General features: G+C 35.4%; 15 protein-coding genes. 5 read left to right on the plus strand and 10 right to left on the minus strand.

Going from position 1 to position 19,777, the window contains the following annotated elements; all coding sequences use genetic code 11:
- Window positions 1–3,144 (minus strand): efflux RND transporter permease subunit, encoded by a 3,144-nt coding sequence (locus ACTJIW_RS07445; protein WP_440715957.1) that lies wholly within the window; start codon window positions 3,142–3,144, stop codon window positions 1–3.
- 108 nt (window positions 3,145–3,252) lie between these two features.
- Entirely contained in the window at window positions 3,253–3,576 is a 324-nt protein-coding gene (locus ACTJIW_RS07450) for a DUF6660 family protein (RefSeq protein WP_012025331.1), read from the minus strand.
- A gap of 258 nt (window positions 3,577–3,834) precedes the next feature.
- Here ACTJIW_RS07450 and ACTJIW_RS07455 point away from each other — a divergent pair, with 258 nt between their 5' ends.
- Window positions 3,835–4,956 (plus strand): hypothetical protein, encoded by a 1,122-nt coding sequence (locus ACTJIW_RS07455; protein ID WP_012025332.1) that lies wholly within the window; start codon window positions 3,835–3,837, stop codon window positions 4,954–4,956.
- 9 nt (window positions 4,957–4,965) lie between these two features.
- Window positions 4,966–5,739 carry a porin family protein gene (locus ACTJIW_RS07460; protein WP_012025333.1) on the plus strand — a complete coding sequence of 258 codons (774 nt, stop codon included), beginning with the start codon at window positions 4,966–4,968 and terminating at the stop codon, window positions 5,737–5,739.
- A gap of 2 nt (window positions 5,740–5,741) precedes the next feature.
- On the opposite strand, the gene ACTJIW_RS07465 is transcribed toward ACTJIW_RS07460, so the two are convergent.
- From ACTJIW_RS07465 to ACTJIW_RS07485, 5 genes are all read right to left on the minus strand, one after another.
- Window positions 5,742–6,326, minus strand: a complete 585-nt coding sequence (locus ACTJIW_RS07465; protein ID WP_012025334.1) for a chemotaxis protein CheB — start codon at window positions 6,324–6,326, stop codon at window positions 5,742–5,744.
- Window positions 6,308–7,117, minus strand: a complete 810-nt coding sequence (locus tag ACTJIW_RS07470) for a CheR family methyltransferase (protein ID WP_121361523.1) — start codon at window positions 7,115–7,117, stop codon at window positions 6,308–6,310. The genes ACTJIW_RS07465 and ACTJIW_RS07470 overlap by 19 nt, the downstream gene beginning before the upstream one ends.
- 6 nt (window positions 7,118–7,123) lie before the next feature.
- Window positions 7,124–7,489 (minus strand): response regulator, encoded by a 366-nt coding sequence (locus ACTJIW_RS07475; RefSeq protein ID WP_012025336.1) that lies wholly within the window; start codon window positions 7,487–7,489, stop codon window positions 7,124–7,126.
- A gap of 136 nt (window positions 7,490–7,625) precedes the next feature.
- Window positions 7,626–11,195, minus strand: a complete 3,570-nt coding sequence (locus tag ACTJIW_RS07480; RefSeq protein WP_440715958.1) for a response regulator — start codon at window positions 11,193–11,195, stop codon at window positions 7,626–7,628.
- Window positions 11,196–11,210: 15 nt separating this feature from the next.
- Complete coding sequence (locus tag ACTJIW_RS07485) at window positions 11,211–12,428, minus strand: hybrid sensor histidine kinase/response regulator (RefSeq protein ID WP_073409290.1); 1,218 nt, start codon at window positions 12,426–12,428, stop codon at window positions 11,211–11,213.
- A 365-nt stretch (window positions 12,429–12,793) separates the two neighbouring features.
- Between ACTJIW_RS07485 and ACTJIW_RS07490 the strand changes: the two genes are divergently transcribed.
- Both ACTJIW_RS07490 and ACTJIW_RS07495 read left to right on the plus strand, forming a co-directional pair.
- A complete protein-coding gene (locus tag ACTJIW_RS07490) occupies window positions 12,794–13,642 on the plus strand; it encodes an SDR family oxidoreductase (RefSeq protein ID WP_440715959.1) in 849 nt (282 codons plus the stop codon).
- 152 nt (window positions 13,643–13,794) lie between these two features.
- A complete protein-coding gene (locus ACTJIW_RS07495; RefSeq protein ID WP_440715960.1) occupies window positions 13,795–14,055 on the plus strand; it encodes a SemiSWEET family sugar transporter in 261 nt (86 codons plus the stop codon).
- Between the two features lie 326 nt (window positions 14,056–14,381).
- Here ACTJIW_RS07495 and ACTJIW_RS07500 read toward each other — a convergent pair whose 3' ends face one another.
- Window positions 14,382–15,176 carry a hypothetical protein gene (locus ACTJIW_RS07500; RefSeq protein ID WP_149207644.1) on the minus strand — a complete coding sequence of 265 codons (795 nt, stop codon included), beginning with the start codon at window positions 15,174–15,176 and terminating at the stop codon, window positions 14,382–14,384.
- A gap of 315 nt (window positions 15,177–15,491) precedes the next feature.
- A complete protein-coding gene (locus tag ACTJIW_RS07505) occupies window positions 15,492–15,830 on the minus strand; it encodes a hypothetical protein (protein WP_012025342.1) in 339 nt (112 codons plus the stop codon).
- A 224-nt stretch (window positions 15,831–16,054) separates the two neighbouring features.
- On the opposite strand from ACTJIW_RS07505, the gene ACTJIW_RS07510 reads away from it, so the two are divergent.
- Complete coding sequence (locus tag ACTJIW_RS07510; protein ID WP_440715961.1) at window positions 16,055–19,261, plus strand: PAS domain-containing protein; 3,207 nt, start codon at window positions 16,055–16,057, stop codon at window positions 19,259–19,261.
- Between the two features lie 59 nt (window positions 19,262–19,320).
- Here the strand turns inward: ACTJIW_RS07510 and ACTJIW_RS07515 are convergent, their stop codons facing one another.
- On the minus strand, window positions 19,321–19,749 hold the full coding sequence (locus ACTJIW_RS07515; RefSeq protein WP_274253197.1) for a response regulator: 429 nt from the start codon (window positions 19,747–19,749) through the stop codon (window positions 19,321–19,323).
- Between the last annotated feature and the right edge of the window lie 28 nt (window positions 19,750–19,777).

Genomic DNA, 19,777 nt, shown 5'->3' on the forward strand with positions numbered 1-19,777 from the left:
TTAGCGTTCTTCGCGTAAATCTTTGCGTTCTTTGCGGTTAAACCTACGCTCCAACAATAAATACAAAATCGGTAAAACGATTAAGGTTAATAGTGTTGCCGAGATTAATCCGCCGATTACTACGGTTGCCAGTGGTTTTTGTACTTCTGCTCCGCCGCTTGTAGATAATGCCATTGGCAAAAATCCTAACGAAGCTACGGCTGCGGTCATTAAAACAGGACGCAGACGTGTTTTGGTTCCGATAAGGATTCTCTGAAACGGATCTAAAATACCTTCCGTTTTTAATTGATTGAAATACGAAATCAGTACAATTCCGTTTAAAACCGCAATTCCGAATAAGGCAATAAAACCAATTCCTGCCGAAATACTAAACGGCATTCCTCTCAGCGAAAGCGCAAAAACACCTCCAATGGCGGATAACGGAATTGCACTAAAAATCAGCAGTGCTTGTTTGACACTTTTAAAAGTAAAATACAGCAGAACCAAAATAAGTCCCAAAGCAATTGGCAAGGCTACAGAAAGTCTTTTTGAGGCTTCAATCAAATTTTCAAATTGTCCGCCGTACGTCACATAATAACCTGCAGGAAGTTTAAAACTTTTATCCAGTTTTGCCTGAATTTCTTCAACGACACTTTTAATATCTCTCCCGCGCACGTTTAATCCAACTGTAATTCTTCGTTTTCCGTCTTCGCGGATAACCTGCACAGGTCCTTGTTCGTATTCAACAGAAGCTACCTGAGAAAGCGGAACCTGTTGTCCGCTTGGAAGCGGAATAAACAAATTGCTCACATCAGTAATATCGGCACGATTGTTTTCGTCCATTCTTACCACAACATCAAATCTTTTACTTTCGTCATAAATCTTTCCGGCACTTTCTCCGGCAAATGAGGAACGAATGATTTGGTTGATATCTGAAATATTCAGACCGTAAAGTGCAATTTTATCATAATCGTATTTAATGGTAATTTGCGGCAGTCCTGTTACTTTATCGGCTTTTAAATCTCCAATTCCGTCGATTCCTTTTATTTTCGAAATTAACTCGGTCGCTTTAGCGTCCAGAATCTCCAAATCATCACCAAAAATCTTGATCGCAATATCAGAGCGGCTTCCTGTCATTAATTCATTAAAACGCATCTGAATTGGCTGAGAGATTTCGATATTCGCGCCAGGAATTACTTCCATTTCCTCTTTCATGGCATTTGCCAGTTCTTCCCAATTATGGTATTTGCCTTTCCATTCTTTTTTGTCTTTTAGAACAATAATTAAATCCCCGCTTTCAATTGGCATTGGATCGGTTGGGATTTCACCGCTTCCTATTTTAGTTACGATTGTTTTGATTTCTGGGAATTTGGCTTTTAGAATCTGTTCGTACTTCGTAGTCGTTTCAACCATCTGCGTAAGCGAACTTCCCGTCATAATGGTAGCATTGATAGCCAAATCTCCTTCTTCGATTGTCGGGATAAATTCGCCTCCCATATTTTGGAAAACAATAAGAGCTAAAGCAAATAACCCAATGGCAACAGAAAGCACAACTTTTTTAAACGCTAAAGCTTTTTTCAACAAAGGCATATAACGACTTTCTAGCCAAGCAATCATTCGGTCGCTGAAGTTTTCTTTGTGTTCTGTCTTTTTAGAAAGAAACAAAGCACTCATCATTGGGATATAAGTAAGCGAAAGAATAAATGCTCCAATAATGGCAAAACCAACTGTCATAGCCATTGGCTTGAACATTTTTCCTTCGGTTCCAATTAAAGCCAGAATTGGCAGATAAACAATAAGAATGATAATTTCTCCAAAAGCGGCACTGTTTCTGATTTTTGAAGCCGAATTATAAACTTCTTCGTCCATTTCTTCCTGCGTTAATTCTTTTTTGTTTTTGAATTTCTGCAGATGATGCATTGTGGCCTCGACGATAATGACGGCACCGTCGACTATAATTCCGAAATCTATCGCACCAAGACTCATTAGGTTGCCGCTCACGCCAAAGGCATTCATTAAAATAACGGCAAACAGCATTGCTAACGGAATTACGGAAGCAACAATTAATCCGGCACGAAGGTTTCCTAAAAACAAAATCAGAACGAAAATCACGATTAAAGCCCCTTCTAATAAATTCTTGGCAACGGTTTTAATAGAATTATCAACCAGTTTTCCTCTATCAATAAAGGCTTCGGCAACAACACCTTCGGGAAGGCTTTTGTTTATTTGTGCCATTTTTTCGTGAACACGATTTACAACGGCGCTGGAGTTTTCTCCTTTCAGCATCAAAACCATACCGGACACGATTTCTCCTTTTCCGTCTTTGGTTGATGCTCCATAACGCAATGCCACACCTTCGCGTACCTGCGCTACATTGCGTACCAAAACCGGAGAGCCGTTTCGGTTTTTTACTACTACATTTTCAAGGTCTTTTACACCTTTTGCCATCCCGACACCTCGAATAAAATAGGTATATTGATCTTTTTCGATATAAGCGCCTCCGGTATTTTGATTGTTTTTTTCTAAAGCATCAAAAATTTCGGTAATAGTAACTCCCAGACTATTCAGCATATTTGGGTTTACGGCGATTTCAAATTGTTTGAGTTTTCCGCCCCATGTACTTACATCTGCAACTCCTTTAATTCCCTGTAATTGCGGAATAATAATCCAATCCTGAATCGTTCTTAGTTCTACAGCACTGTATTTGTTTTCATACCCTTTTTTGGCATAAACATCGTATTGGTAAATTTCTCCCAATCCTGTAGAAATTGGTGCTAATTCTGGAGAGTTTACATAATCCGGAATGTTTTCTTCAGCTTGTTTTAAGCGTTGGAATATTTGTTCGCGGGCCCAGTAAATATCGACATCGTCTTCAAAAACAACGGTTACAACCGATAATCCGAAACGGGAAATACTGCGGAGTTCTATTACATCTGGAACTGTCTTTACAGCTCTTTCTAAAGGATACGTAATTAATTGCTCTACTTCCTGACTTGCCAGTGTTGGCGCTGTGGTAATAATCTGAACCTGATTGTTGGTTACATCCGGCAGGGCATCGAGAGGTAAATTTTTAAGCGAATAGCTTCCCCAGGCAATAAGCACAAGGGTAAATAATAGTATTACGAATTTGTTTCGTATACTAAACTGAATGATTTTATCTAACATTTGAATATATAATGACGTGAGAAATTAGACAATTAAATTGTCTGTAAACGTGTGGAAAGTCCACAACTCTCTCGCCTGTTTCCGATCTTTACCGGACAGGCATAATCATTATGCTATTTGAGGGGGCTGCCAAATACTTCCGTAGAAATTGGAAATAAAAACAGAACTGTAACTTGGTAAAACTATTGAAATTTGATTGTAAGTTTTAGGAAACTCAAAACTTACAGCAGAATGGTAACTTAAAACCTGTGCGCCGCAACAGTTACAGGCACAAAACGGAGAACACAAATCATTGTCTTTATCATGCGAGTGATTGTCTTCTGAAGCAAACTGCGCCGTTTTATGCATAGCACTATTTACTTCCATATCTGCGCAGGGCATATTTGAAAGTGCCATCAAATAAATTGACAATAAAATAGTGATCCATTTCATGACTGTAAAAATAATACATTATTTCTTTTGCTTTCAAAAAAATATGTAAAACACTGATTCTAAATCATTTTTATTAAAAAATAATTCTCAACAAAGGAATTTTTAGTTAACTTTAACACTAATTAACATATAATTCCCTCTTAATACAATCATTTTATACTCCAGTAAGACAAAAAGATAAGCCGAAATTCCTTTTAGAATACATTAGTCCATATTTATTTCAAGCAGTTTTATTTTAATCAATTAATACTCTAATCAATGAAATGTAAAAAACTAATATCAGCCCTTTTTTTATTATCTAGTATTTCATTTTTCGGTCAGGTTTATACTGAAAAAATCGTAGGACAAAAAAACCAAGAGTTAAAAGACAGTCTTAAAGTTGCCGATTATCCTTATGCACTTCCTATCTGGGGAGAAAAAGTAGCCCAGAAAGGGTACAAACTTCCATATTCTGCCGGGCTTTCCCTAAATTATTTCTGGCAGGATTCTGAAATTATCATCAGTAATCTTCAAGTGGGTTTTAATAATGGCCCAATGTATAATTTAGACGAAATTGTACGCTTTGATAAATCTTCTGTCGAAGCGGGAGCACTAACTATTCGTCCGGATATTTGGCTGCTGCCTTTTTTAAACATCTATGGTATTTTTGGAAAATCAAATCCTTCAACAAAAATCAATGCGGGAATTTATATTCCTGATGCTGATAATAATTGGACAGAAATTGCCAATTTTAGTACAAAAGCAAGTTTTAGCGCTACGACATTTGGTTTTGGGATGACACCAACCATAGGAATTGGCGGCGGGTGGCTCGCACTTGATATGAATATGGCCTGGACAGATGTAAGTGCTTTAGATAAACCTGCTTTTTCGTATGTATTTGGCCCTCGTTTAGGAAAAACATTTAAACTTCCTAAAGCAGACCAAAATATAGCGGTTTGGGTGGGCGGTTTCAGGGTTCATATTTCCGGAAATACAAATGGAAATATTAATTTATCTGATATAATTGATTTATCCACAGCGCAGGCAAAAGTTGACAATGGATTAGATAAAGTTTCTGAAAATCAGCAAAAAGTCGACACCTGGTGGAGCGGACTAACACCTGCTGAACAAAAAAATCCTGCTAACGCGGCTAAACATAATACGGCAAATCGTGCATTGGAAAGTGCCGGAAATTTTCTATCCACATTAGATGGAGCTTTGAGCACTGCTGATTCGTCATCGATTCAATATTCGCTTCAAAAAAGACCAAAAGATATGTGGAATTTTATTGTAGGTACTCAATACCAACTCAATAAACATATCATGTTTAGGGTAGAAGCTGGTTTTCTGGGAACTCGAACACAAGCTTTAGGAGGAATACAATATCGTTTTGGATTATAAATCCTGTTTATGAAAAAAAGTCTAATATTACTTATCGCGGTATTTTCGATACATCAGGCAAAATCTCAGGTTTTGATTTCTTTGATTTTTGGTGATAAACTGAATTCTCCATTTTTGGAATTTGGTCTGGAGGGCGGTCTCAATCTTTCTGATATTTCTGATTTGGAAAGTTCTGGTATGAATCCGGGTTTTAATCTTGGTTTTTATTTTGACATTCGTTCCAAGCAAAATCCGGCTTGGATGATAAATACGGGGGTAATCGTAAAATCGCCAATGGGTGCACGCCATATTCCGGTTTATTCTTTAGATGATGTAAACTTAGATAACACCTTTGCCGGTGGAACTGTTAATAGAGAAATTCGATATTTTAATGTGCCTATTTTAATTAAATATCAGTTTAAAAATAGAATTTATCTTAAAACAGGACCTCAGCTGGGACTTTTGGCTTCGGCTTTTGATGAGTTTAAAAATGAAGTTAATAAGAATGATGTTGTTTACAAGAAAAAAATTAGAGATGAAATCAGGGTTATTGATGCCGGAATTGCCTTTGGAACGGGATATCACATGAATGTAGGCAACGGATTAAATATTACCATTCAATATTATTATGGATTGGTTCCGGTTATGAAAGGCGACGGACCAAATGTTTACAACAGGTCTTTGTACTTAACTGCAGGAATACCAATTGGAAAAGGAAAAGCAGCGCAGAGACGTGCTGAACAAGATGCAGAATTATATAAAGTTATTCCTCCTGAAGATGAAAGGCCGAAACCTGAAAAATAACTTTAGGTATTGATTGAATTGAGCAGTTCTAATATTTCCTTGTTGTTTAAAACATAATCTGGCTTTGTAAATAAAATAGCATTATTAGGCATGAAAGGCATATCTGCCGAAAGCGGATTCTGCACTACAATTTTACCACCTCCTGCCTGAATGGCTTTTAAACCGTCTGTTCCGTCTGTGTTTGATCCTGATAATAGAATTCCAACCAGAGAATTTCCGTATATTTCTGCTGCTGATTCGAAAGAAACATCTATACTGGGACGACTGTAATTTATTTTCTCTGAAATATCAAGAGACATTGTATCATCTTTTTCAAATAATAAATGATAGTTGGATGGGGCTACATAGACAAAACCTGGTTTAAGATTGGTTTTGTCTTCAACAGCTTTTACCGGAACGCTCGATTTTAAAGTAATAAGTTCTTCTAAAGTCTGGTCATCGGTGCTTTTGCGGTGTAATACTATGACAACGGCAAAATTATGCAATCTTTTTAATTCTGGTAAAATCTGCATTAAGGCGTTTAAGCTCCCTGCTGATCCTCCTATTATAGTTAATCGGCAGTTAGATATTATTTTATTTTCCTCCATATTTTCTCTTTTTCAAACTGTTTGTATTTGCCTGGAGAAATAGAATATTTTATGGTTTCTTTTGTGCCTAAGGCCAGAAACCCTAAAACAGCTAAACTTTCATCAAATAAATTAATGACTCTTTTTTGAAGGTCATTATCAAAATAAATTAAAACATTTCGGCACAAGATCATATCAAACTCATTAAACGATGTGTCTGAAACTAAATTGTGCTGTGAATACACCATTTTTTGCGACAGTTCTTCGTTAAATTTGGCTATACCGTAATTGGCAGTATAATAACTCGAAAAATCTTCCTGCCCGCCTGCATCGCGATAGTTCTGCGAATACTCTTTCATCATTCTGAGCGGAAAAATTCCTTTTTTTGCTGTATCTAAAACGGTTGCATTAATATCTGTTGCATAAATTAAGGATTTATGCAGCAAACCTGCTTCTTTGAGCATTATGGCCATAGAATACACTTCTTCTCCGGTTGAACAGCCGGCATGCCATAATCTGATGAATGGTTTTGTACCCAAAAGCGGTAAAATTTCTTTTCTGAGTATGCTGTAAAATGCAGGATCGCGAAACATCTCGGTAACATTAACCGTAATTTCGTCAACCATTCTTTTGTAATATTCAGGGTCTGTACGGACTTTTGATAAAAATTCATGAAAATGAGTAAATCCATCTAATTGATATACTCTGTAAACACGCCTTTTCAGCGATGCTCTTGAATAACTGCTAAAATCAAAACCATAATACTCATAAACCTCATTGATAAGCGTTTCCAGTTCAATATCCTCAATCATAATTCATCAAATTTTGCTTAGTATAAGCAGTAACTTATCAACATCAACTGGTTTAGAGATGTAATCATCGGCTCCAGCCTCTAAACACTTTTCTTTATCGCCTGTCATAGCCTGGGCAGTAACTGCAATAACAAATACCGATTTTCTGGACGGAATTGCTTTTATTAACGGAATTGCATCGTAACCGTCCATTTCGGGCATCATCATATCCAGTAAAACAGCGTCGATCTCTTCATCAGATTTCAGCAGTTTTAAAGCTTCTTCGGCACTTGTGCAAGACAAACAATCGTATGATTTGACGCGCAAAGTATGCGTTAATGCGAATATATTTCTAGAATCGTCATCTACAATTAAAAGTCGTTTTTTACTCATATTTGTTTTATATTTTTTGTGCCGCAGATTAAAGGGATTTTTAATCTATTAAAATCTGCAGCATTTATCTTTTCTTTACTATAGCCGAATTTCAGAATCCTTATAATCTGGTAATCTGCGGCTAAACTTTTTTCTTTTAAACCCTATCATACAGCCAAACTCTCAATAATGATAATAGCTGATCTACGTCTACCGGTTTTGTAATATAATCTGAAGCTCCTGCTTTTATACATTTTTCTCTGTCTCCTGTCATTGCTTTTGCTGTAACGGCAATTACCGGAAGATTTAAGAACTTAGGATTAGCGCGTATTTTTTCGGCTGTTTCATAACCGTCCATGTGCGGCATCATCATATCTAATAAAACAACATCGGTATCTGGGTTTTCGCTTAAAACCTTTATTGCATCATTTCCGTCAAATGCCGTAATAATGGTCATTTTGAAAACTTCTAATGCTTTTGTAAGCGAATAAATATTACGAACATCGTCGTCTACAATCAGTACTTTTTTATCGTGCAGGATATTGTTAAGTAAATTTAGCTTTTTATGTCCGTCTTTTTTGTCTCCTCCTTCTTTTTTATCTTCTACCAAATGCAGGAACAATGAAACTTCATCGAGCATTCTTTGATAAGAATGTGCTGTTTTTACAATAATAGAATCAGCATATTTTTTAATTTTTACTTCTTCTTTTAATGACAGACTTTTTCCTGTAAATACAATTACGGGAAGTTTTTCTAAGCCCGGATTTTTCTTCACGCCGTCCAGAATTTGATATGCTTGTTTATCCGGAATTCCCATATCCAGAATTACGCAGTCTACTTCGGTTTTACCTAAAGCCTGAATTCCATCGGCAACTTCGCTTTTTATTTCTGAATTAATGTTATAGGTCTCTAAGAAATAAGCCAGTGCTTTGGCATGTTTTGGATTGTCTTCGATAATTAAAACCTTTTGGGCTTCTTTATTAATAATATGTTCTATACGTAAAAACACATCCGGAATTTTATCGAATGCTACTGGTTTGTCTAAGAAATCTACTGCTCCTTTTAATAAACTTTCCTGTTTTAGTTTATGTGATGACATAATGTGAACCGGAATATGTTTGGTTTCAGCATGATTTTTAAGTTCTTCCAGAACCTCCCAGCCGCTTTTTACCGGAAGTTCAATATCGAGTAAAACTCCAACCGGTTTATACAATAAAGTAAAGTTTAAGGCATAGTCACCACGTACGGCTACAATTCCTTTATATCCTTTTTGACGTGTAAATGCCAATAGTGATTTTGCAAAATTAATATCGTCTTCGATAATCAAAATTACTTTGTCGCCTTGTTTTATATACTCTCTGTCATCGTCAATTTCATCAGGAATCACAGGGCTTATGTATTTTTTTGATACGACTGGCTCTGTTTCTGAATCGATTTCTGTAAAATCTGTCGGCGGTATTTTTTCTACATTTACTTTATGAATTGCCGAACCATAAACGGGTAGACATAATGTAAACGAGCTTCCTTCGTTTACTTTACTATGTAAAACAATTTCTCCTCTAAGCAGTTTGGCCAGCTCCCTGCTTATTGACAATCCTAGACCAGTACCGCCGTATTTGCGTTTTGTAGAACCGTCTGCTTGTTGAAATGCTTCAAAAACCAATGGCTGTTTTTCTAGCGGAATTCCAATTCCGGTGTCTTTTACAATAAAACAAATAATTTTATCGTCGTCTGTATCTATTTTTATTTCTAAGCTTACTTTTCCTTTTTCGGTAAATTTGATGGCGTTTGAAATCAGGTTTTTTAGAATTTGTTCTAAACGCATTTTGTCTGTTTTAATAACAAGCGGTGCATCTTTAGAAATAATTTCAAACTCAATTCCTTTTTCTTTGGCTACAAAATTAAATAAGTTCCAAAGCGTATCTGTGATTTCTTTGGTCGTAACATCAAGGAATTCAAGCTCCATTTTTCCAGCCTCGATTTTAGATAAATCCAGAATTTCATCAATTAAACCTAATAAACTGTTTCCTGAACTTTGAATTACTTTAGCAAATTCGATTTCTTCATTGTTCATGCTTTGATTATTATTTTCAGATAATAATCGGCTTAGAAGTAAAATCGAGTTAAGAGGCGTTCTTAATTCATGCGACATATTGGCCAAAAACTCTGATTTGTAACGAGTCGTTAATTCCAAAGCTTCTGATTTCTTTTGGATTTCATTGTTTTTTTCTTCCAATAAAACACTTCTTTCCGAAAGCTCTTCATTAGTCTGTTCCAGTTCTTCCTGCTGTACACGCAATTCTTCTTCAGAAGCCTGCAGTTTTTCAGTCTGCGCCTCTAATTCTGCATTAATTGCTTCCAGTTCGCTGTGCTGTACCTGAAGTTCTTCTGACTGTGATTTGGTTTCTTCTAATAATTCAAGAACTCGTTTTCTGTTTTGAGTAGAACGAATTGCGATTCCAATATTGTTTCCAACTGATTTTAAAAACTCTAAATGAAGTTCTGAAAAACCATAAATACTGGCCAGTTCAACTGCACCTTCAATTTTGTTATCTATTAAAGGAAGTGCCACAATATGCGTTGGTTTAATTTGTCCCAAAGCATAATTAATCTGAATATCATCCGGTGATAAGGTTTTTAGTTCCAGAATTTTTCCAGAAGTAATAGCCTGACCAATTAAGCCTTCGCCTTTTTGGATTCTTTCACGATTTTTACTCGGTATATAGCTGTAACCTCCTGAAGATATCAATTCGTTATCTTCTAAAACATACAAAACACCTGCACTGCTGTTGGTATACTGGCATAAAAACTCAATAACATCTTTAGAAAGTTTTTGCAGCGTTTTTTCTCCCAGCATTACATTGTTTAATTCTGCTACTCCGGTTTGAAGCCATTCTTTTTGAGACAATAAATCGAAAGAGTTTTTAAGAGAAACTCCCATATAATTTAACGACTCTCCTACACTTCCAAGTGCATCGGCTTTTGTGTCGTCTACACGAATGTCATAATTTCCTTTTGAAATATTACTGGCGATTGTACTGATTGCTTCAATCCTCTGAGCAGTTTCTATATCTTTTTTCTCCAGTTCTCTCTGCAGTAACGAACGTTCGTTGTAATCTTTTAAAATACGAAATAAGAATACTATCGAAATAATAAAAGCGATGAAAAAAGCCACTACTATTAAAATCAAACTATACGTTCCATAACGCTCAGAATTGGCATTGCGTTCTTCTAAAAGTCTTTGTTCTGTATTTTCAACTTTTTTAATAATCGCCTTGATTTCATTCATCATGTTTCGTCCTTCGTTTAAGTCAAAGATTAATGTTTCTTTGCTTAAACGCTTTTTAACAATCTGATTGTTTAGGTATTTAAAGAAACCTGAACGTTTAGAACGCAGTTGTTCTAACAGTTTTTGCTGCGAGATATTATCAGATGTAAGTTCATCCAGCTTTTCAAAATAAGCATTTGATTTGGCTTCAGAATCGTTAAAACGATCTACAAACTGTTCATCACCCGTAAGAAGATATCCTCTCATACTGGTTTGTGCCTCTGTAATAATAGACGATCCTTCGTTTAAGTTATAAATAACATCCTGAGTATGATTGACCCAAAAATTGCTGTTTAATAAGCTTTTAATGCTAATAAATGAAGCTACAGAGCTAATAGTAAGTACAAACAGCGAAACCAATGAACTTATAAGCAGATTTCTTTTAAAGTTACCATTCATATATTCTAAATTATTTTATTTTTCGTATTTTAAAGGAAGAATAATTATAAAGCTCGCGCCTTTGCCTACTTCACTCCTTGCGGTTATTAATCCGTTGTGTTTTTCGATGATTTTTTTTGCAATTGCAAGTCCAATTCCGGTTCCTTCATAAGTCTGACGGTCGTTTAAGCTTTGAAAAATGATAAAAATTCTGTCGAGATAAATTTCATCAAAGCCTATTCCGTTGTCTTTTACAATAATCCTGCAGTATTTCCCTTCCGGAGAAGTCGGGCTGTCAAACGATTTGTCGACAATTAATTCTGAAGTTATTTCGATAAATGGAGGTTCATTTGCTCCGGAGAATTTGAGTGCATTTCCTATAAGATTCTGAAATACCTGTCTAAGCTGACTTGGAATACTATCTATGGTTGGAAGTTCGGTTGTTTTTACAGTCGCATTTTTCCTTTCAATTAAATAATCAAAATCAGAAAGGACTTCCTGTAAAACGATATTTAAATCTGTAACTTCAGGTTTAACCTGTGCAGATAAACGAGAATAAGCCAGAAGATCTGTAATTAGAGTCTGCATTCTCTCTGCTGATTTTATCGTTCGGTCGACATAATCAATACCTTTATCATCTTCTTTGAGATAGAGTTCTTTAATTATTTTAATAAAAATCTGGATTTTCCGTATAGGTTCGTTTAAGTCGTGCGACACCACCCAGGCAAACTGCTGCAATTCGTGGTTTTTCATCTCTAATTCTTCGTTTTTTAAAACCAGTTCTTTGGTTCTTTCGGCGATTTTGATTTCGAGATTGTCTTGTGCTTCTTTTCTAATTTTGATTTCTTTAGAAAGAAGTTCTTTGGTAAGTTTTAGTTCGTTCTGCTGTTCGTAAATTTTAAGGAAAGTCTTTACTTTAAGCATCAGCAAATCAGTATCAACCGGTTTTGTAATATATTCTACCGCTCCGGTTTCATATCCTTTAAAAATGTATTTCTTTTCAATATTTAAAGCTGAAAGAAAAATTACAGGAATATCTTTTGTTCGTTTATTACCTGAGAGAATTTTAACTACTTCAAAGCCGTCAAGTCCCGGCATTTGTACGTCCATAATAATAAGACAGTAGTTTGTTTTTAATATTTTTTTCAGCGCTTCTTCTCCAGATTCAGCAGTATCTACGTCAATGTCGTGCAATTCTAATGTTTTCTTTAAGGCAATAATATTTGCCTTGATATCATCTACAATTAATACCATGCCGTTATGGGGGATAAAGCGTTTATGAATTAAAAAATTATTTACTACTTATCATTTTGAACATCTGATCCTATTCAAAAAGCAGTCAAAACTTTCAAATGTATAAATTTAAAGAACAAAGCACTTTTATTCAAAATCAAATTCGTTACATAATTCCCATGTTGCAAATTAACTTCAACTTAATCAGTGATTCAGGCATTCATACAAATCCAAAAAATTAACTGTGATTCCTGAAAAATAATCCTTTTCCTTCTTTTTTATTCAATTTTCATCTTTTTGAGACAAAATTATATTTCTTACAGTCTGTATTTTCATACAAGACACACTAATTTTAAGTTAGAAGAATATCTTAAAATTACAATGCTATGAAAAAACCTAAGACATTCCCGGAACAGAAACAAGAACTTCCGGGAAACGAACATAAAATGAATCCGGAACCAGAAATTATTAGAGAAAATTATACCGGAAGCGGTAAGCTTTTTGGTAAAACTGCTTTTATTACTGGCGGAGACAGCGGTATTGGCCGAAGTGCGGCCGTGCATTTTGCCCGTGAAGGCGCTAACATTGCAATTGTGTATTTAAAAGAAGATAAAGACGCAAAGCTGACAAAAGAAATGATTGAAAAAGAAGGACAGCAATGCCTGCTTATAAGCGGTGATCTTAAAGATGAAAAGTTTTGTAAAGAGGCGGTCAAAAAATGTGTTTCGACTTTTAAAACCATAAATGTTCTGGTGAATAATGCAGCCATACAATTTCCGCAGAATGAATTAGAAAAAATTACCGCTGCACAACTGCATAAAACTTTCGAAACCAATATTTATCCCTATTTCTATATTACCAAAGCCGCACTTCCGCATTTAAAAGAAGGCGATACAATTATCAATACCAGTTCTGTTACGGCTTATCGCGGCAGTGAACACTTAGCAGATTATGCCAGTACAAAAGGTGCAATTGTTAGTTTTACAAGATCACTTTCGTCTATGCTGGCAAAAAGAAAAATCAGAGTGAATGGTATTGCGCCAGGACCTATATGGACACCGTTAATCGTGGCAACTTTTGATAAGGTTTCTGACTTTGGAAAAGACAATCCGATGGAAAGAGCCGGACAGCCGTCTGAAGTTGGGCCTGCTTATGTTTTTCTGGCCTGCGAAGACAGCAGTTATATTACCGGACAGTTTATTCACATTAACGGTGGTGAATTAGTTGGGGGCTAGATTTTTTTTTGCCCGCAGATTTAGCGGATTGAACAGGTTTACACAATTTTTGATAATTCTGGCGAAATAACAACTGAAAACAGCTTAGAAAGTCAGAACCTTAGTATCTCAGTGCCCGATAGCTATCGGGATAACCTTAGAACCTCAAAAAAATGAATTTTATAGACATCATAGGACTATTTGCGGGAGCTTGCATTACATTATCCACGGTTCCGCAAATTGTTAAAGTCTGGAAAACTAAAAAAGTCAAGGATATTTCCCTTAAAACTTTCAGCATTCTGACTTTCGGTATCATTGTCTGGATTATTTACGGAATTCTCAAAGAAGATCTTCCCATAATAATTACCAACAGTGTTTCCTTATGCCTTAATATCACTATGATTTATTTTATTATTACTTATAAGAAAGAGTAGTTTTTTTTTAAAGCTGCTAAGTTTCTAAGATGCTAAAGTTCTGAGATACTGAGTTTTTTTTCGGGATGTTTTTAATCTTGCAAAGACGCAAAGTTTTGCTCTCTTAAAACTTATTTTAAGATGAAGAATATAATTTTAGTCTGCGGTTTTTCAAGAAATAAAAAAACCAGTGAAAAACCCGTTTAACCTGTAAAATCAGAGAGCCAAAAATCTTAGTACCTTAGAACCTTAGCATCTCAGAACCTTAGAAAAGCATCTTAATAAAAAAAACAGCTCTTTAGGAAAGCTGTTTTTTTCGTAATAGTAGTTAATATATATAATGCTTCTCAGCTAGCTAATTTTTGGTTGTATGGCTTAAATGAAAAATGATATTTTGTTCTAAAAAGTTTTGCAGCGGCAACCATTTCAGAGAAATTCATAGTCGAAATTCGTTTGATTTCGTTAATCTGTCTTTTTGCAATATTTACAACAGGATCAAATGTTTTTAAATAATTGAAACTGTGCTGCTCTACTTCCATTTCTATAATATTTTTTAAAATGCTTTTTTTAAGAAGCGTTCCCACAATACCTTTTTGCGGAACAGTTTTGTATTCCTGAATTTTATCTGAGATTTTTGGATTCTCTTTTCCAACATAAATATAATTTCCAGAATCATTGGTAAAACGCTGTTTTACCTGAGAAACCAGATCAGAATCTCTGTTAGTAAGCGTTGGCATGCCTAACAATGTAAACTGAATGCGTTTGTAACTTTCAAAATACAATACACTGTTTATTACAGAAGAATTACTTAAAACAGCCGATTGGTTTTTACTCAATACTTTCTTTTCACCATTTGCTCCAAAACTGTGGCTTACAGTTCCATTTTCACAGTAAACAAAAAAGACCGGCGCTGTTTTCATAGATTCAATACTTAAACTTACTTCCTGATGAAATTCAAGATCAAAATGCATAAACAAAACCTTATCATCAAAACGGGTTCCTTTTATAGAACCTTTTGTCCATTTTGAATTAATTTCTAAATTATATTCATTGTTTTTTGCAGTAAGTTTTCCGCAGAAACTGTCCTTCAAATCGTTAAAAACGGTATCAAATTCTCCAGTATTTAAGTAAAGTTTTCTCATTTTTTTATTTTGCTTTAAAGAATCGTTTCAATACTTACCTGTATAAAAACAATTCGTATTTTCATATCTCATTTTGTATAAGTCAAATTTCGTGTTAATTGTAAGTCAAATCCTTATACAATTTCAATCAGAAATTTCATAATTTTTACACAGAGTTTCTGAGATTCTAAAAAACTCAGAATTAAGATTAAAAAACCAAAAAACTTAGTGCCTTAGCAACTCAGCAGCTTAGACCTTAAAATGAAAAAACAGCTGCCCCAGATAAATCTGGAACAACTGCTCCTCAGCAAAATAAAAATACTTATCTATTTTATTTTATGTAAGTTCATTGATATCCGAATTTTTCGAATAGTTCTTTTTTGGGATATCTTTAAAAAATTCAGCTTCTTCTAAATCAGCGGTTGGGCCGTATCCTAATAAATGAGTTCCTCTCTGTTGGTCTTTAGTTTCAATAACATATAAGATTGACATATCATCTGGGTCGCTCATTCCTTCATAACGGTGGTGGGCTACAATGTAAATTTCGTCGGGCTGGTAAGCATATTTTGTTTCAGAATCAATCAGGCATCCATTTTCAAATAAATAATTTTTAGTATAGCCTTCATCTTGATATTTCTGTATATAGTCGGTTTCGTGTTTTTGCTCTCGTTTCATGATTTTCAGATTTCAGATTAGTAATAATCTTATTTAATTCAAAGTTCTTCAATAAAACCAATGAAAATTAACTCAATAGATTTTAATGTTGCCTCATTCAAAAAAGCAAAAGAGTATCGAAATTAATTTTTATTAATTTTAAATTTCATTATGATATATAGTAAAAAGTACTATATTTATTACATAAATTTCATTGTTTCAATTAGAACAAAAACAAATTTTTAATGACTAATAAAAATTACGATTTCCTTGCAAAAGGAGGTGAAATGGGTGCGTTAACTCGTGCCAAAGACTGGAGTAATACTTCTGTTGGTGCCATAGAAACCTGGCCGCAGAGTCTTTGTACTACTTTAGGAATTCTGTTAAACTCAAAGTTCCCGATGTTTTTATTTTGGGGACCAGAACATATTTGCTTTTATAATGATGCTTACCGCCCAAGTCTGGGCAACGATGGGAAACACCCTGATATACTGGGACAAAAAGGTGCCGAATACTGGCCGGAAATATGGCATTTTATAGGTCCGCTGATTAATCAGGTTTTAACTGAAGGCGAAGCTACGTGGCATGAAGATCTCTATCTGCCAATTTACAGAAACGGAAAAATGGAAGATGTTTACTGGACTTTTAGTTATAGTCCCGTAAAAAGTGAAGGTGGAAATATTGCCGGAGTTCTCGTAATTTGCAACGAAACTACCGATAAAGTAAACATTCGCAAAAACCTTGAAGAAAGCAATAAACGCTACAGAGAAAATCTTATGCAGGCGCCAAATGCGATGTGTATTTTTAAAGGAAGCAGTTTTATTGTAGAAATAGCAAACGAACCCATGCTCGAAATATGGGAACGAGAAGAACATGAAGTCCTAAACAAACCTATTTTTAAATCGCTTCCTGAAGCTGCAGGCCGAGGTTTAGAAGATATTCTAATGCAGGTTTACCTTACAGGAGAAAGATTTACAGCCAATGAACTTCCGGTAAAACTAACCCGAAACGGCAAAGTTGTCGATACTTTTATCAATGTCGTTTATGAAGCGCTGAAAGAACCAGACGGCACTATTTATGGAATTGTAGCCAGCGCAAACGACGTTACACTGCAAGTAATGGCACGAAATGCTATCGAAGAAAGCGAAAAACGTTTTAAGAACATCGTAAAACAGGTGCCGCTTGGAATTGCCATTCTAAAAGGAGCAGATCTGGTAGTAGAAATGGTTAATGAAACATACTTGCAAATAGTGGATAAGACCGAAGAAGAGACTCTTCATAAATCAATTTTTGACTCTATTCCCGAAGCTCAGGAAACGGTTCATCCTCTGCTCTCACAGGTTTATGAAGATGGCGTACCGTATTTTACAAATGAATTATTGGTTACTTTAAACCGCTATGGAAAACAAGAAGACTGTTATTTCAATCTGGTTTTTCATCCTTTGCGTGAAGAAAATAACGAAGTGACCGGCGTAATTGTCGTGGGTTACGAAGTGACCGATTCTGTTAAAGCAAGGTATTTTTTGAGCGAAAGTGAAAAAGCATTCCGAAATCTGGTTATGCAGTCGCCAATTGCCATGACTATTTTTAAGGGCCACGATTATGTCATTGAACTTGCCAATACGGCAATGCTTGATGAGATTTGGCAGAAGAAGCCCAGCGAAGTTATTGGCAAACCCGCTCTGGAGGTGTTTCCGGAGCTCTTAAATCAAAAGTTTCCCGAATTACTAGATGAAGTACTATACGAAGGTAAAACTATTCGGGAAAGCGAAGCTATTGCATATGTCAATATAAAAGGCAAATTAAAAAAGTATTATCTCGATTATCAATATACCCCTCTTTTTGAAAAAAACGGCGAAATATCGTCGATTATGATTACTGTAAATGATGTTACAGAAAAAGTCGAAGCCCGAAAAAAAGTTGAAGATGCCGAGGAAAGGGCCCGATTAGCATCAGAAATTGCCGAAATTGTAACATGGGATTTAAATGTTAATACCCAGCAATTAATTTATTCTGATAACCTGCCGGAGCTTTTTGGTTTAAAAAAGAATATAAAAATTTCACGTCAGCAGATTCTCGACCGATTTTATATTGCAGATCTGCCTATATTAGAAAAAGCCTATCAAAAGGCTTTAAAAACTAATATTTACAAATATGAAGCCCGCGTTCTTAAACCAGACAATACCACCTGCTGGATACGCGTACATGGTAAAATATTTTTTGATGAATTACAAAATCCTGTCAAAATGCTGGGAACTGTTATGGACGTAACAGACGAAAAAAACAGACATGAGATTTTAATGAAAAGTGAGGAAAAATTCAGGGTTCTTGCAGATTCAATGCCTCAGTTTGTATGGACAAGCGACGCTATGGGAAATATAGATTATTTCAATCAGTCGCTGTATGATTTTACGGGAATTTCTAAAGAAGATGTAGAAAAAAACGGCTGGCTTCAGTTTATTCATCCTGAAGACCGCGAGGGAAATGTAAACCGATGGATGGAATCTGTAAAAACTGGAGAAGAGTATTTATTCGAAAACCGATTCCGCCGTCATGATGGCGAATACCGATGGCAATTGAGCCGTGCCATTCCACAAAGAAATGCTGAAGGAAAGATTCAAATGTGGGTAGGTACAAGTACTGATATTCAGAACCAAAGAGATTTTACAGATATGCTAGCTAAACAAGTTCATGATCGTACTCAGGAACTGGAACTTAAGAACAGGGATTTGATAAATATGAATATTGAACTTCAGTCTTTTGCTTATATTTCGAGTCATGATTTACAGGAACCGCTTCGAAAAATCCAGACTTTTGCAAGCCGTCTGGCTGAGCTAGACGACCAGAATATTTCGGCGAAAGCCAAAACTTATTTAGAGCGCATTGAAGTTTCGGCAAAGAGAATGCAGACGCTTATTCAGGATCTTCTCACTTATTCCAGAACCAATTCTGCCGAAAGGATTTTTGTAAAAACGAATCTGGACGAAATTGTAGAAGAAGTCTTAATGGATTTTTCTGAACGCATTGAAGAAAAGAAAGCCGTTATTGATCTTCATCCGCTTGGAGAAGGAACTGTTATGCCGTTTCAGCTTAGACAATTACTGCATAATTTGATAGGAAATGCATTGAAATTTTCCCGCAAGGGAATTCCGCCTCAAATACAGATTAAAGCAAGACGTGTTGTGGGACACAAACTGGATTTTAAAGTGGATTATCCCAACAATATTTACTTTTGTTTGAGGATTTCAGACAACGGCATTGGCTTTGACGACGAATACAAAGAGCGTATTTTTGAGGTTTTTCAAAGATTAAATACTGAAAGCGAGTTCTCTGGAACCGGAATTGGACTGGCAATTGTAAAAAAGATTGTCGAAAACCACAAAGGAGTTATAAAAGCACGCAGTGAAAAAGGCCAGGGAGCAACGTTTAAGATCTTTCTGCCGGAGCTATAAAAAAACACCAAACTCATTTTAGTAAATAAGTTTGGTGTTTCTTCTACATCAAAATGTAATTACAATTTATATACAAAATTCTTACTGTCAGGAACAAATTCTTTCCAGTTGATGTTGAGAGAATGCTCTATTGATTTAATAATATCCTTCATCAAAACCGGCTTTGTAATAAAATAATTGGCTCCCAATTTCAGGCATTTCTCAATAATACCAGGCTCATTTGATGTCGAAAAAATAATAACCGGAATATCACTTTTATTAGAACCTTTAAGCTCGTTTAAAACATCAAATCCATTTTTTCCGGGCATATTTAAATCTAAAAAGATAACACTTGGCACAGGAGGCGGATGATAAATGGCATCTAAAAGCTTTTCCCCGCCTGAGTAAGTCTTAAGGTTAATATCTTTGGATAATGACTCTACAGCATCTGTAAAGATGTTTAAATCATCTTCATCATCATCAGTATAAAAAATTGTAAAGTTTTTCATATATATTGGGGATAAGTCTATTTCTCCA

The sequence above is a fragment of the Flavobacterium sp. 22659 genome (assembly GCF_052044235.1).
GTDB lineage: Bacteria > Bacteroidota > Bacteroidia > Flavobacteriales > Flavobacteriaceae > Flavobacterium > Flavobacterium johnsoniae.

Excerpts from the sequence above, each read along its gene's own strand:
- ACTJIW_RS07475 (WP_012025336.1), bottom strand. The coding sequence starts at position 7,489 with ATGAGTAAAAAACGACTTTTAATTGTAGATGACGATTCTAGAAATATA.
- ACTJIW_RS07500 (WP_149207644.1), bottom strand. The coding sequence starts at position 15,176 with ATGAGAAAACTTTACTTAAATACTGGAGAATTTGATACCGTTTTTAAC.
- ACTJIW_RS07485 (WP_073409290.1), bottom strand. The coding sequence starts at position 12,428 with ATGGTATTAATTGTAGATGATATCAAGGCAAATATTATTGCCTTAAAG.
- ACTJIW_RS07460 (WP_012025333.1), top strand. The coding sequence starts at position 4,966 with ATGAAAAAAAGTCTAATATTACTTATCGCGGTATTTTCGATACATCAG.
- ACTJIW_RS07465 (WP_012025334.1), bottom strand. The coding sequence starts at position 6,326 with ATGGAGGAAAATAAAATAATATCTAACTGCCGATTAACTATAATAGGA.
- ACTJIW_RS07490 (WP_440715959.1), top strand. The coding sequence starts at position 12,794 with ATGAAAAAACCTAAGACATTCCCGGAACAGAAACAAGAACTTCCGGGA.
- ACTJIW_RS07450 (WP_012025331.1), bottom strand. The coding sequence starts at position 3,576 with ATGAAATGGATCACTATTTTATTGTCAATTTATTTGATGGCACTTTCA.
- ACTJIW_RS07445 (WP_440715957.1), bottom strand. The coding sequence starts at position 3,144 with ATGTTAGATAAAATCATTCAGTTTAGTATACGAAACAAATTCGTAATA.
- ACTJIW_RS07455 (WP_012025332.1), top strand. The coding sequence starts at position 3,835 with ATGAAATGTAAAAAACTAATATCAGCCCTTTTTTTATTATCTAGTATT.
- ACTJIW_RS07515 (WP_274253197.1), bottom strand. The coding sequence starts at position 19,749 with ATGAAAAACTTTACAATTTTTTATACTGATGATGATGAAGATGATTTA.
- ACTJIW_RS07495 (WP_440715960.1), top strand. The coding sequence starts at position 13,795 with ATGAATTTTATAGACATCATAGGACTATTTGCGGGAGCTTGCATTACA.
- ACTJIW_RS07510 (WP_440715961.1), top strand. The coding sequence starts at position 16,055 with ATGACTAATAAAAATTACGATTTCCTTGCAAAAGGAGGTGAAATGGGT.
- ACTJIW_RS07505 (WP_012025342.1), bottom strand. The coding sequence starts at position 15,830 with ATGAAACGAGAGCAAAAACACGAAACCGACTATATACAGAAATATCAA.
- ACTJIW_RS07470 (WP_121361523.1), bottom strand. The coding sequence starts at position 7,117 with ATGATTGAGGATATTGAACTGGAAACGCTTATCAATGAGGTTTATGAG.
- ACTJIW_RS07480 (WP_440715958.1), bottom strand. The coding sequence starts at position 11,195 with ATGAATGGTAACTTTAAAAGAAATCTGCTTATAAGTTCATTGGTTTCG.